We start from the raw sequence: 14,058 nt of genomic DNA on the forward strand, positions 1-14,058 counted from the left end.
CGGCTTTGGCTTCGGCTTTGATTTTGCTCTGGCCCATGCTTTTGCTCCCTGGCTTTTGACTTACCGGGCCCCTTCCGTAGCGACGGAGCTGGCAGACAAGACCCCGAACGGGGCGACGCACACGGATGTGCGTCGTTCTTCGACGATACAAGGATGTATCGTCGAAAAATCCTGCCAGCGGAGTGGACCCGCGTCGCATAGCGACGTGGGCGCGGAGGCAGGGTGTGCTTTCTTTGGGCCACGTTTCTTTGCACAAGCAAAGAAAGGTGTGCTCGCGCGCCGGAGGCGGGCGAAAGCCTTTGATCTTGATCTTGGTTGCTGTTGCTCTTGCTGTTGCTGTTGCAGCAAGAGCAAGAGCAAGAGCTTTCACTCCCCTTCGGGGAGCGAGTTACTTTTCTTTGCTTGTGCAAAGAAAAGATAACCAAAAGAGGTGTTTTTCAACAGCCGAGTGGCTGGTCAAGCACACCCTGCCTACGCGCCCACCCCGCTGCGCGGCGCGGGTCCACTCCACCAGCGGGATTTTTCGACACGACATCCCTGTCGTGGCGAAAAACGACGTGCATCCATGCACGTCGCCCTTCGGGTTCTTCCCACTGGCTCCGTCGCTGCGGAAGGGGCCCGGTAAGTCAAAGTCCAAAGCAACTGCAACTGCAACTGCAACTGCAATGGCAACGGCAAAAGCTACCCCTCCCCAACCCTCCCCTTGCCTCCGGCAAAGGGAGGGAGCCAAAGCTGCACCTGGAGCTGAGTTGCACTTGGCCAAGGGAGGCAATTGAGCGGCGCTCCGTCGCTCAGCAGACAAACAAAAGCGGCGTTACCGCGTCCCATCGACATGACCTCCAGTCGACAGAACACCGCAACGCCGCTCGGCTTTTCAGCCGGTGAACGCCCTTACTCGGACTTCCACCACATCATGAAGGCATCCCACAGGCGCTTGAAGAAGCCACCTTCTTCCACCGCCTGCACGGCCACCAACGGAGCCTCGGCGACCACCTTGCCATCCAGCGATACCTTGACCGTACCAATCTGCTGGCCCGCGGTAATCGGCGCCACCAGCTGCTTGGGCACGTCCATCGTCGGCTTCAGGTCGTTGTAGCGGCCACGCGGCACGCTGACCAGCATCGGCTGCGCCACACCCAACTGCACTTCGTCAGCCTTGCCCTTCCATACATGCTGGCTGGTCACCTGCTTGCCCGGCTCGTACAGACGGTGGGTTTCAAAGAAACGGAAGCCCCAGTTCAACAGCGCCAGGCTGTCATCGGCGCGCTGCTTTTCCGAAGCGCCGCCCATCAGCACCGCGATCAGACGCTGGTCACCGCGCTGGGCCGAGCTCAGCAGGCAGTAGCCGGCGGCCGAGGTGTGGCCGGTCTTGATGCCGTCCACGCTCTGGTCGCGCCACAACAGCAGGTTGCGATTGGGCTGGGTGATCTTGCCTACGGTGAATTCCTTGATCTTGTTGTAGGCATAGGTCTCCGGGTAGTCACGCACAAAAGCGCGGCCCAGCAGGGCCAGATCGTAGGCGCTGGACTGGTGGCCCTCGGCGTTCAGGCCATGCGCGTTGACGAAGTGCGAATCCTTCATCCCGATCTTGGCAGCATAGCTGTTCATCAGCGCCGCAAAGGCTTCCTGGCTGCCGGCGGCGTGTTCGGCCAGGGCAATGGCCGCATCGTTGCCGGACTGGATGGCCATGCCCTTTTCCATGTCTTCCAGACGTGCCGTCTGGTTGACCGGGAAGCCGCTGTAGCTGCCGTCGGTACCCGCGCCGCCTTCACGCCAGGCGCGCTCGCTCATCATTACCTGGTCGTCCGGCTTGATCTTGCCGGTCTTCATCTCGGCGGCCAGCACGTAAGAGGTCATCACCTTGGTGATGCTGGCCGGCGGCACCGGCTGATGGATGTTCTCGCCAGCCAGTACCTGGCCGGTGGCGTAATCCATCAGTACCCAGGCGGTGGCGGTGGTCGGGACCGGCGCCGGCGGCGTAGCCACCTGGGCCGGGGCGGCCGCGGCGGCCGGTGCGGGAACAGGCGTCGGGGTCGGCGTCTGGGCGGATGCCAGGCCGACGGCGAGCGTCGTGGCCAAGGCGGCGGCGGCAAAACGGAATTTCATCGGAAAACGGTTCCTGATGGACGAGGAAAGAAAAGACAGGCGGGCATTGTAGGCCGCTGGCGGCATGCCGGCGGCGCTGGCATTGTTCAGTCGCGTACGACCTGGGGCATGCCAAAACCCAGACCTGCAATGCGGCCGGCAAGTTCCGTCGCACTGACATGGTCGCTGGCAGGCACGCGCAGCCGCCACAGGGTACGGCCACCGCTGACGATATCGCTGAGGTTGGCGCCGACGATACCCGCCGAGGCCAGTTGACCCAGCGCGCGGGCTGCATTGTCGCGGCTGGAGAAACTGGCCACCTGCAGCAGGATGGAACCCAGCGCGCGGCTGGCCGGGTCGGCAGAGGTGCTGCTGGGCGCCGCAACCGGCGCCAGATTGACGGCAGTGCCGCCGCTCGCCGCACCTGCCGTTGCATTGGCTGCGACAGCAGGTGCAGCCGCCACTGTGCCACGCTGCGCTGCCTGGCTTGCACTGCTGGCCACCCCAGGCGCCGGCGCCAGCGTCTGCGCGCGCACCGGTGCCACCGCGCTGGGCGCAGCCTGCACGGCAGCCGGACGACCGGTCGCCACACGCACGCCGTTGTCCTTCATCCACGCATCGAAATGGTCGGCATTGGCGGCCACCGCATGGGTGGAAACGGGAGCTGCAGGGGCTGCCGTGGTGGTCGGCGGCAACTTCTCGACCAGTTGATCCATGCGGCTGGCAGCCGCAGCGCGGGTTTGTGCGAGCGCAGCGGGGGCCGCCACCGGTGCTGCGGCAGCGGCCTGCGCACGGGCATTGGCGCGCGGGCTGCGGGCGCGGCCGCTGTCATTGTTGGCGGCCAGCAGATTGTCGCTGCCCGGGGTCAGGCCACGCACTTCCACCCGGCCCGTACCGCGCTGGGTAATGCCCAGCCGCACCGCAGCCGCGTAGCTGAGGTCGATCACCCGACCTTCGTGGAACGGGCCGCGGTCGTTGACCCGGACGATGATGGATTCGCCGTTGTCCAGGTTGGTGACCCGCGCGAAGCTGGGCAGCGGCAGGGTCTTGTGCGCGGCGGTGAAGGCATACATGTCGTACACCTCACGATTGGAGGTCAGCCGGCCGTGGAACTTCTGCCCGTAGTACGAGGCCGTACCCTGCTCCACGTAGTCGTCCACCCGGTCCATCACCCGGTATTGCTTGCCCAGCACCACGTAGGGGGATTTGTTGCCGACTGCCGAACGCGCCTCGTTGGTCACCAACGGCTCGGGAATACAGCGCACATTGGGGATGTAGGTGGGCGTGCTGTCACTGACGCCGGGCCGGTACAGGCCACCGGCGGTGTAGTTGCCGCGCGTGGACAGGTCTTCCTGTGCACGCGCGTAAGGCGACCCCTCCGGGCAGTCGGCGCTGCGCGCCGTGCCCTGGCCAGGCCTGGGCACCACGCTGCCGGCGTGTCCGCCCGCGGTGGGCGTGGACTTCTTGGGTGCGCTGCTGCAGGCGGCCAGCCCGAGCACGATCAACGCAGGGACCAGCCACTTGATGTTCATGCCGGGGGAAGCTCCTTGCCGGCGATGGCCTGGGACAGCTGGAACACGGCCATCGCATACATTTTGGAGATGTTGTAACGGGTGATCGCGTAGTAGTTCTGGAAGCCAAGCCAGTACTGCTTGCCATTGCTGCCTTCCAGGGTCACCGGGGTAGCCTTGGCATTGACCGCCATCACCGGCGTCACCGGCTGGTAGCCGCGGGCGGCCAGCTCGGTCACGGTCAGGCTAGGGGTCCAGTCGGTGGGATTGAACTCTTCAAAACCGGCCTGCAGCGTCGCCGGCACCGCCACTGTGCCGCCGCGCACCCAACCGCCCTTCTTGACGAAGTAGTTGGCAATCGAGGAAAACACGTCGTCATAGCTGTTGAACAGGTCACGGCGGCCATCGCCGTTGCCATCCACGGCGTAGTCCAGATAGCTGGACGGCATGAACTGGCCCATGCCCATGGCACCGGCATAGCTGCCCTTGATGCCGGTGATGTCCAGCTTCTCCAGCGCACTGAGTTCGAACAGCTTGGCCAGTTCGTCGCGGAAGAACAGCTCGCGGCGCACTTCGCGCTCCAGCTTGGCCGGGTCGCCGCTGCGCGGGTACTTGAAGGCCAGCGTGTACAGCGCGTCCAGCACGCGATGATTGCCGGCATTGCGGCCGTAGCTGGTCTCCACGCCGATGATGGACACGATGACTTCGGCCGGCACGCCGGTGCGCTCCTGCACCCGCATCAACTCATCGCGGTGCTGCGCCAGGAAGTTGCGACCGCCATCGATGCGGGCCTGGGTGATGAACATCGGCCGGTACTCGTTCCACGGCTTCACCCGCTCGGCCGGGCGCGACATGGCGGCGATGATGGGCTCGCGGATCTGGGCCTGCGCCAGGGTCGCCTCGATGTACGCAGGATCCAACCGGTACCTGGCGGCAGTGTCGCGCACGAAGTTGGCACGCGCGGTCTCGAACGGCACCGGGGTCAGATCCACCGGCGGCAGATCCACCTTGGCCTCCGGTACTGCCTCGGCCGGCCCGGTAGCGGGCGCCGTACCGGGTTTGACCGGGGTTTCCGCCGGGGCGACAGGCGATACAGGGGCCTTGGGCTGGGTTGCGCAGGCAACCATGCCGAGGGTGAGACAACAAACCAGGGCGCGTCTAATCATCGGGCGAGATTAGCAGGTCAAAGATGAATTTCCCGCAATAACACCATGAATCTCAACAGGATTAAAGCAAAAAAACATGCTGGTGCGCTGCGCCGTGGGGGCGCAGGTCCTGGACTTGCAGATGAATGCGGGCACGCGGACCCGGCAAAATGGGGCGCCGGCCATCTTCCCATCCCACGAAGATGACCGGCGCCCGGATCAGCCCCGGCGCATCGGACAGTCGTCTCCCCACGCCTGCCCGCCGAATGCCGACCTGCTGGTCACCCCGTCGGGGGTGCCAACCGCCACAGCGCAACTGCTGCCGATGACGCCGCTAGTGTGAAGTAACCGTGAAGGTTCGTGTTTGATCTGGATCAAGACTCGCGCCACCCGCTTGCCTTAGCCGCCATGTACCGGCCGATGCGCACGCACCGCCATCACCAGGCCAAAGCCAGCCAGCAACGACACCGCCGAGGTACCGCCGTAGCTGATCAGCGGCATCGGCACGCCCACCACCGGCAACAGCCCGGAGATCATGCCGCCGTTGACCAGGATGTAGACGAAGAAAGCCAGGCCGGTGGCACCGGCCAGCAGGCGCGAATAGGTATCGCGCGAGTCCACCGCGATCCACAGGCAACGCCCGATCACGAACAGGTACAGCGCCAGCACCACCGCCACGCCCACCCAGCCGTATTCCTCGCTGAGCACCGAGAAGGCGAAGTCCGTGGTCTGTTCGGGGATGAAGTTCAGGTGCGACTGCGAGCCCAGCCCCCAGCCCTTGCCGGTAAGGCCGCCCGAGCCAATGGCGATCTTGGATTGGATGATGTTCCAGCCCGCGCCCAGTGCATCACTCTCCGGATCGAGGAACATCATGATGCGGTCCTTCTGGTAGGGCCGCAGCAGCCAGAACCAGGCCACCGGCGCGGCCGCTGCAACGCCGCCCACGCCCACGCCCACCCACCACCACGGCAGGCCAGCCAGCAGCAGCACAAAGGCACCGCTGGCCGCGATCAGCACGCCAGTGCCGAAATCCGGCTGCAGCATCACCAACCCGGTCGGCACCCCGATGATCACTGCCGCCACCAGCACCACCGGTATCCGCGGCGGCAGTGGCATGCGGTTGAGGTACCAGGCCACCATCATCGGCAGGCTCACCTTCAACAGCTCGGCCGGCTGCAGGTAGAACAGGCCCAGGTTCAACCACTGCCGCCCGTACTTGCCGGTGCCCAGCACGAACACCGCCAGCAACGGCAGCATCGAGACGGCGTAGATCATCGGCGTCCAGGCGCGGATGCGCAGGATCGACACCCGCGATATCGCCCACATCGCCACCAGGCCCACCGCAAAACGGGCGCCCTGCGCCATCACCAGGCCACTGCCACCGGCACTGTCCAGCACCGACAGGCCAATCCCCATCAACACCAGCAGCGCGAACAGCAATGGCCAGTCCAGGCCGCGGGTCAGGCGCTGCCCCATCTCCAGGGCCCAGCGCAGGAAATCCCTCATCGGCGCGCCTCCGTTGGCGTGGGTGCCGGCGCAGCCGGACGTCCCGTGGTCGGCACCATGCCAGGGGCAGCTGCCGGTTCCGGCGCAGGCGGTGCACCCGGCAACGGGGCCGGCGTGCCCACCATGATCGGCAGGTCAGCGAACTGCGGGGCCACCTGCTCACCGCGCGCGCGCCAGCTGGCGTCCTCGGTGTCGAAGGTGGTCACACCCACCGCCACGGTGCCGCGCTCGGCATCCAGCGGCTGCAGGCCATCGGGCATCACCCCGAGCAACCAGGCATCGAATACCTTGCGCGCGATCGGCGCGGCCGCCGAGCCACCGTAGCCGCCGCCTTCCACTGCGATGGCGATGGCGATCACCGGATCTTCGGCCGGTGCAAAACCAACGAACAGCGCGCGGTGACGCAGGTGCATCGGCAGGCTCTTGGGGTTCAACGCCGCCGTGCCCTTGCGGCTGATGACCTGCGCCGTACCGGTCTTGCCCGCCATGCGGTAGGCCGCACCGGCGGCAACCCGCCAGCCGCTGCCGCCGGGTTGCATGGTGCCCATCATGCCCTCACGCACCGCCTGCACATTATCGGGGTTGGGGCTGATCGGCCTGCTGGCCGGCTGTACGCTGGGTGCCCAGTCGTGGTCGAAGCCGGCGCGCTGCTCCATCACCAGGTGCGGGGTGCGCAGCTGGCCGGTGGCCAGACCGCCGACGCCGCGCACCAGCTGCAGCGGGGTCACTTTCCACAGGCCTTGGCCGATGCTGGCATTGACCATGTCGCCCGGGTACCAGCGCTCCTTGCGCAGCTTGAGCTTGGCCGCCGGCGACGGCAGGATGCCGCCGATCTCACCGGCCAGGTCGATGCCGGTGGGCTGGCCAAACCCGTAGCGGCCGCCCATGTATTCGTCGTAACGCTCCACGCCCATGTCGACGCCGAGCTGGTAGTAATAGGTGTTGACCGATTGCGAGATCGACTTGCGCAGGTCGGTCCAGCCATGGCCGCCGCGGTTGGCGTCACCCCAGCCACGGCTGACGCCGGGCAGGTAGAACATGCCGCGCGAGAGGATCTTGTCCTCGGGCCGGCGCAGGCCGCTGTCCAGGCCGGCCAGACCCAGGAAGGGCTTCACCGTGGAACCGGGCGCAACACCACCCAGCACCAACCGGTTGAACTGCGGCCGCGACGGATTCTCGTTGAGTCGTTTGAAGTCGGCGTGGGAGATGCCGTTGACGAACAGATTGGGGTCGAACGACGGCAGGCTGACCATGGCCAGGATCTCGCCGGTACGCGGGTCGATCGCCACCGCCGAGCCTTCCTGCTCACCGAACGCCGCGACCATGGCGCGCTGCAGGTCGGCATCGACCGACAGCCGCAGATCAACGCCCGATTGCGCGGGCACCCGCCCGATCGTACGGATCGCGCGGCCCTGCACATTGGTCTCGACCTGCTCGTAGCCAATGCGGCCACGCAGCTGCGGCTCGTAGAAACGCTCGATGCCGGACTTGCCGATATGGGTCAGCGCGGCATTGCCCTCGCCCAGTTCTTCCAGGTCCTTGTCATCGACGCGGCCGACGTAGCCGATGATGTGGCCGAACAGATCGCCATACGGATAGCGCCGGGTCAGGTAGGGTTCCAGCTCCACGCCGGGGTAACGCCAGCGGTCCACTGCAAAGCGCGCCATCTCATCGTCGCTGACCCGCAGCTTGAGCGTCACCGGCATGAAACTGCGGCGTGCCTTGCGCGACTGCTTGAAGCGCTCGATGTCTTCCTGGGTAAGCGAAAAGATCTTCTGCAGGCCGGCCAGGGTCGCGTCCATGTCCTGGACCTTGTCGGCGGTGACGTCCAGACGGAACGCCGGCACGTTCTCGGCCAGCAGGCGGCCGTTGCGGTCGTAGATCAGCCCACGCCCCGGCACCACCGGCCGCGCCTTGATGCGGTTGGCTTCCGAACGGGTAGCGTAGATATCGTGATCCAGCACCTGCAGCTTGAAGTACCAGGCAGCGAGGAACCCCAGGGTGAGCACCACCCCGAGAAAACCGATCGCGGCACGCCGCCGGAACTGCTCGGCCTCGGCGTGCGGGTTCTTGCTCTGGCGGCGCGGAGCCATGCGTCAGCGCCCGCGCTTGCCCAGCCGCACCGCATCCAGCAGTACATACAACGGCAGCCACAACACCATGCCCAGCAGCGGGGCCACCCAGTAGCTCCACGGCAGCAGCGGCTCGCCGACCAACAAGTGGATGGCGGCATCGATGACGCGGTCATTGAACAGCAGCCCGCCCATCGCCAGCGCCTGCTGCGACAGCGGGAAGAAGCGGATGCGGGCGCGGAAGCGCTGCAGGATGAAGGCCATCATCACCAGGCGCAGGGCCTGCTCACCAAGGATGCCGCCAAACATCACATCCGCCAGCAGGCCGATGCTGAAGGCAAAACCCAGCCCGACCTTGTCCGGGGTCTCGATCACCCAGTACGCCAGCACCAGCGCCAGCCAATATGGGCGCATCGGCAGCACAACTTCCGGCAGCGGGATCAGCGCCAACAGCAGTGCCAGCAGGAAACTGACCGGCATCACCCAGCCCTTGCCACGCAGACGACTCATGGGCGCACCTGCGCTGGGGGCGGGTTGTCACTGGTCACGGGGGCCTGCGCAGGCGGGGGTTCGGTGGCGGGGCCGGAGACGGCTGCAGGCGCAGGTGTCGGCGCAGCAGAGGTTGCCGGCGGTGTCGCGGGCACGGCAGCAGGTGCCGCCACCTCCGGCCCCGGTCCAGCCGGCTGCGCATCGCCGGCCGTCGCTGGAACCACTGCAGCCTTGATGCCCATGCGGTTGGCCGGTGCCACAGGGGCGCTGGCTGCCGCACTGTCGGGTTCACTGGACGCATCCGGCAACTGCGGCAATGCCGGTACCGAGCGCAGCAGCAAGACGTTGCGACCGCGGTCCAGCTTGGCTGCCGGCTCCAGTTCGCCCACCAGGAAGGCATGGGTGTCATCCGGCCGCAGCTTCATGATCCGGCCTACCGGGAAACCGGCCGGGAAACGCCCGCCCAGGCCGGAAGTGACGATTTCATCGCCTACTTCCACGCCCGCGCTGAGCGGGATGTCGCGCAGCTCCAGGCGGTCGCCGCGGCCGTAGACGATCAGGCGCACGCCATTGCGCGCCACCGCCACCGGCACCGCGTGGTCCGGATCGGTCAGCAGCAGCACGGTCGAGTGCGCCGGCGTCACTGCGATCACCTGGCCCATCAGGCCGCCGGCGTCGATCACGGCCTGGCCAACATGCACGCCGGCACGGCTGCCCGAATCCAGCACCAGACGCTGCCGCACCGGATCCAGATCGATATCGAGAATGGGCGCCAGCTGCACGTCCAGGCCATTGCGTTCGGCCACGTTGAGCAGCTCGCGCAGTTGGGCATTGTCCAGCGCCGCGGTCTGCAGCCGGGTCAGGCGCGCGTTGGCCACCAGCAACTGGTTGCGCAGCTCGCGGTTCTCGGCGACCAGCTGGTTGTGGCTGGCGGCATTGTCCTTGACCGACGCCCCGACCCGGCCCGGTACACCGGCCAGGGCCCAGATCGGCTGCACCAGCACATTGGCCTGTGCACGCAGACGCGCCATCCAGCCGCCCTGGTCATCCAGCACGATCAAGGTGATGGCCAAGGCCAGGTACGCCAGCAAGCGCAGCGTGCTGCTGGCGTCCCCCTGACGGGAGGCTACGGGAGGTCCGGCGTAAGGGGGCACGGCAGAAGACTGGAAAGGAGGGGTCGGGAATGGAAAAGGGAACCGGCGTGGTTCGCCTCATGCCGGGAGGTCGGGGAAACGGGCCCTGGGCAGTGGATCACGGCGCAGGCAGACCTGCCCCATTCCCGATTCCCCATTCTCCATTCCCTCCAACTTATTCCGGCGCGAAGAACTCGTTGCCGTGCATGTCCACCAGCTCCAGCGCACGACCGCCACCGCGGGCCACGCAGGTGAGCGGGTCATCGGCCACCTGCACGTGCAGGCCGGTTTCCTCGGAGATCAGGCGGTCCAGGTCACGCAGCAGGGCGCCACCGCCGGTAAGCACGATGCCGCGTTCGGCGACGTCGGCACACAGTTCCGGCGGGGTCTGTTCCAGCGCCAGCTTGACCGCCGAGACGATGCCCGACAGCGGCTCGTGCAGGGCCTCCAACACTTCGTTGGAGCTGATCTTGATCATCTTCGGCACGCCCTCGGCGAGGTTGCGGCCGGAGATTTCCATCTCGATCACTTCCGCCTGCGGGTAGGCGCAGCCCAGCTCCACCTTGATGCGCTCAGCGGTGGCTTCACCGATCAGCATGCCGTGGTTGCGGCGCACGTAATTGGTGATGGACTCGTCGAAACGGTCACCACCGATGCGCACCGAGGCCGAGTAGACAATGCCATTCAGCGAGATGACCGCAACTTCGGTGGTGCCACCGCCGATATCGATGACCATCGAACCACGCGCCTCGGTGACCGGCATGCCGGCACCGATGGCGGCCGCCATCGGCTCCTCGATCAGGAACACATCCCGTGCACCGGCCTCCTCGGCCGATTCCTTGATGGCGCGGCGCTCGACCTGGGTGGAGCCGGCCGGCACGCAGACCAGCACGCGCGGGCTGGGGCGCAGCACGCGCGACTTGTGCACCTTCTTGATGAAGTGCTTGAGCATCGCCTCGGTGTAGGTGAAGTCGGCGATGACGCCATCCTTCATCGGGCGGATGGTGGTGATGTGGCCCGGGGTACGGCCAAGCATCTGCTTGGCCTCGGCGCCGACGGCAGCCACCGAGCGGGTACCGCCGATGGCGCGGTCCTGGCGCACGGCCACAACCGACGGCTCGTTCAGCACGATGCCCTGGCCGCGCACATAGATGAGGGTGTTGGCCGTGCCCAGGTCAATGGACAGGTCATTGGAGAACATGCCGCGCAGCTTTTTGAACATCTGGGGAGTGATCCTGACGGGTGTCGTGCCCACGCCGGCTGGCGAAAAAATGGGCAGAAAATGAGGGGAGCTAGCCTATCAACCCACCCCCGCCCGGGCAAGGAGAATCCTTGTAAAAAAAGGGCTCCAGGACTTGCCGGGCAGCTGCGGTACATCCTTGGTTCTGGCCGTGGACGGCCGCAGCCGGTAACCTTATGCACTTTGGCGCACCCTTGCGCCGGTCCGCCTGCGCGCGCATGGCGGCATTTCCCTTTTTACGTATAGGCCTGTTCGCGATGTCCGCTTTGATCTGTGGTTCCCTTGCCTTTGACACCATCATGGTGTTCCCGGACCAGTTCAAGAACCACATCCTGCCGGACAAGGTGCACATCCTGAACGTGTCGTTCCTGGTGCCGCGCATGCGCCGCGAACTGGGTGGCTGCGCGGGCAACATCGCCTACAACCTGAAGCTGCTGGGCGGCAGCCCGATCCCGATGGGCACCGTGGGCCAGGACTTCGGCCCGTACCGCGAGCACTTCGAGCGTATGGGCATCGACCTGAGCCAGGTGCGGGTGCTGGAAGACATGTTCACCCCGCAGTGCTTCATCACCACCGACCACGACAACAACCAGATCACCGCCTTCCACCCGGGCGCGATGATGCGCTCGCACGACAACCACGTGAAGGACGTGCCGGGCGTCACCTTCGGCATCGTTGCGCCGGACGGCCGTGAGGGCATGATCCAGAATGCCGCCGAGTTCGTGGAATGCGGCATCCCCTTCATCTTCGACCCGGGCCAGGCCTTGCCGCTGTTCAACGGCCCGGAGCTGCGCCAGTTCATCGAGCAGGCTGACTACGTGGTGGTCAACGACTACGAGTCCAACCTGCTGCAGCAGCGTACCGGCTGGAGCGAAACCGACATCGTCGCCCGCACCAAGGCCTATATCACCACCCAGGGCCCGCGTGGCGCCATCATCCACACTCCGGAAAAGAGCTTCGACATTCCGCCGGCGCATGAGCGCCGCGTGGTCGACCCGACCGGTTGTGGCGATGCTTTCCGTGCCGGCCTGATCTTCGGCATCGAGAAGGGCTACGACTGGCTGACCGTGGGCCGCATGAGCAACCTGATGGGCGCACTGAAGGTGGAGCACCCGGGCACCCAGAACCAGCGCTTCGACTTTGCCGAGTTCAACGAGCAGTTCAAGCAGCAGTTCGGCTACAGCCTCTGACAAAAACGGCGCCAACGGCGCCGTTTTTTCTGTAGTGCCGAGCCATGCTCGGCAGGGGCTTTCCCGGCAATCCGTCGACCGCATGGCATTTGTGTAGGGGCGGCGTAAGCCGCGAAGCCCGCAAACCAGCAGATTGCAGGCCACGCTTGCCACCCGGCATTGCCAGCTTCGCGGCATACGCCGCTCCCACAAGAGGCTTCGCCGGTAACGCCTCAGCCGAGCATGGCTCGGCTCTACAGGAACTCTGCGGCCTGCCACTGCTCCAGCAACTGCGCACAATCGCGCAACTGCCACTGCGACATGCCTGGCCAGGGATCACCCGGCACATTGATCAGGACGCTTGGCACGCCAGCCGCCGTGGCCGTGGCCAGGTCGTAGTAATGGTCGCCCACCATGCGCATCGCCGCCGGCGCCACGGCCCAGCGCTCGGCAAAAAACTGCAGGCCTGCCGGCGACGGCTTGGGCGCCGCTTCCCAACGGCCAATGATTTCCTCAACCGCAAAGCAATCGGCTACACCAATCGCCGCCAGGGTCACTTCCGCCAGCTCACGCGCATTGCGGGTGAGGATACCCAGCCGGCAACCCGCGGCATGCAGCGCGCGTACCAAGGCCACTGCACCCGGCGCCGCGACCGAGGCCTGGGCCAGCTCCCGTTCGTGCTGCAGCAACCAGGCATGGCTGTCCGCCGCCTGCTGCGCCGGCAGACTGGCCAGGTGTTCAAGAATGTCCGCACCGGAAGGAATCTGCAGCTCACGCCGGATCCGTTCGAAATCGTGCACCGGCTCGGTCAGGGTGCCGTCCATGTCGAACACCCAATGACGACTGGCGGCGACGTCGCAACGCCCCGCCACATCAGCGAGCACCGGCCTCAATCCCAGTTCGGCATCTGGCTGCCGTCCAGCCCACCCACTTCAAACACCGCCTTGCGGGTGCCGCCGGCCTGCACCGGGAACTCGATCTCGATCACCTTGGCCTTGCGTGCCTGACGCCACAGGCCACGGTTGTCATCGATGAACATGGCGATGGCTTCATCGGTGTCCGGGCGATGCGCAGCCATGGTACGGGCCGGGGCACCGTCCACGCTGACCTTCACCTGGCAGGCACGGTAGCAGGCCTTGGCAAAGTCGCTGGACTGCAGCACCAGGTAGGCGTGGCGCTTCCACTCGGGGTGATCACGGAACACCAGGTTCACCTGCTTGGCGCCGGTGCTGTCCACTTCCACCCGGTCCTTGCTGTAGATCGCCGCTGAGCGCTGCGTGCCGCCCTTCACCGGCACCTGGTTGTAATTCCACAAGGCCTGCATGCGGCGCAGCTCGCTGGCGGCAGCCGCCTTCTCACGGACCTCGGCAAAGCCCGGCTCGATGCGCTTGGCGGTGTCCGAATCCGGGTACTGGTCGAGCAGCGCCGCACCATGGATGCGCGCCTTCTCCCAATCGGTGGCGGTGACCGCTGCGTCGTAAAGCTTGCCGATGCCCTCGGCGTCGGCCTCGCGCTTGGCGCGCTCCTGCGCGGCAGCGGCCTCCTGCTGCTGGCGCTCGGCCTCCGGGTTGCTGCAGGCGGCCAGGGCGAAGACGCAGAGGGCGCCGAGGATCAGGGGTTTCATCAAACAGCTCCAGTGAACGTGGCGCGGAATGGGCCCGCGATGGGGTTCACTTTAGAGCATGTTGGGGATTGGGATTGGGATTGG

Annotated in this window: 11 protein-coding genes; 1 reads left to right on the forward strand and 10 read right to left on the reverse strand. The window is 66.0% G+C overall.

Annotation, left to right across the window (positions count from 1 at the left end; all coding sequences use genetic code 11):
- Positions 1-891: 891 nt before the first annotated feature.
- The 8 genes from B2527_RS14285 to B2527_RS14320 form a co-directional block, all read right to left on the reverse strand.
- Entirely contained in the window at positions 892-2,106 is a 1,215-nt protein-coding gene (locus B2527_RS14285; protein WP_293714605.1) for a D-alanyl-D-alanine carboxypeptidase family protein, read from the reverse strand.
- An 86-nt stretch (positions 2,107-2,192) separates the two neighbouring features.
- The gene (locus B2527_RS14290) at positions 2,193-3,617 is read right to left on the reverse strand and encodes a septal ring lytic transglycosylase RlpA family protein (protein WP_293714607.1); all 1,425 of its coding nucleotides are present in this window, start codon (positions 3,615-3,617) and stop codon (positions 2,193-2,195) included.
- Complete coding sequence (gene mltB, locus B2527_RS14295) at positions 3,614-4,762, reverse strand: lytic murein transglycosylase B (RefSeq protein ID WP_293714609.1); 1,149 nt, start codon at positions 4,760-4,762, stop codon at positions 3,614-3,616. The genes B2527_RS14290 and mltB overlap by 4 nt, the downstream gene beginning before the upstream one ends.
- A gap of 378 nt (positions 4,763-5,140) precedes the next feature.
- A complete protein-coding gene (gene rodA / locus B2527_RS14300; RefSeq protein ID WP_293714611.1) occupies positions 5,141-6,247 on the reverse strand; it encodes a rod shape-determining protein RodA in 1,107 nt (368 codons plus the stop codon).
- Positions 6,244-8,340 (reverse strand): penicillin-binding protein 2, encoded by a 2,097-nt coding sequence (gene mrdA / locus B2527_RS14305; protein WP_293714613.1) that lies wholly within the window; start codon positions 8,338-8,340, stop codon positions 6,244-6,246. The genes rodA and mrdA overlap by 4 nt, the downstream gene beginning before the upstream one ends.
- A gap of 3 nt (positions 8,341-8,343) precedes the next feature.
- Positions 8,344-8,829, reverse strand: coding sequence for a rod shape-determining protein MreD (gene mreD / locus B2527_RS14310; RefSeq protein ID WP_293714615.1), 486 nt, complete (start codon positions 8,827-8,829; stop codon positions 8,344-8,346).
- Positions 8,826-9,962: a rod shape-determining protein MreC gene (mreC, locus tag B2527_RS14315; RefSeq protein ID WP_293714617.1), complete on the reverse strand. Its 1,137-nt coding sequence runs from the start codon at positions 9,960-9,962 to the stop codon at positions 8,826-8,828. Before mreC ends, mreD begins: the two co-directional genes overlap by 4 nt.
- A gap of 154 nt (positions 9,963-10,116) precedes the next feature.
- The gene (locus B2527_RS14320; protein WP_005419402.1) at positions 10,117-11,163 is read right to left on the reverse strand and encodes a rod shape-determining protein; all 1,047 of its coding nucleotides are present in this window, start codon (positions 11,161-11,163) and stop codon (positions 10,117-10,119) included.
- A 275-nt stretch (positions 11,164-11,438) separates the two neighbouring features.
- Here B2527_RS14320 and B2527_RS14325 point away from each other — a divergent pair, with 275 nt between their 5' ends.
- The gene (locus tag B2527_RS14325) at positions 11,439-12,371 is read left to right on the forward strand and encodes a carbohydrate kinase family protein (RefSeq protein WP_293714923.1); all 933 of its coding nucleotides are present in this window, start codon (positions 11,439-11,441) and stop codon (positions 12,369-12,371) included.
- Positions 12,372-12,604: 233 nt separating this feature from the next.
- Here the strand turns inward: B2527_RS14325 and B2527_RS14330 are convergent, their stop codons facing one another.
- Both B2527_RS14330 and B2527_RS14335 read right to left on the reverse strand, forming a co-directional pair.
- The gene (locus tag B2527_RS14330; protein WP_293714939.1) at positions 12,605-13,174 is read right to left on the reverse strand and encodes an HAD family hydrolase; all 570 of its coding nucleotides are present in this window, start codon (positions 13,172-13,174) and stop codon (positions 12,605-12,607) included.
- Positions 13,175-13,239: 65 nt separating this feature from the next.
- On the reverse strand, positions 13,240-13,974 hold the full coding sequence (locus B2527_RS14335) for a hypothetical protein (protein WP_293714926.1): 735 nt from the start codon (positions 13,972-13,974) through the stop codon (positions 13,240-13,242).
- Positions 13,975-14,058 lie beyond the last annotated feature (84 nt).

The sequence above is a fragment of the Stenotrophomonas sp. UBA7606 genome (assembly GCF_002477705.1).
Classification (GTDB): Bacteria; Pseudomonadota; Gammaproteobacteria; order Xanthomonadales; family Xanthomonadaceae; genus Stenotrophomonas.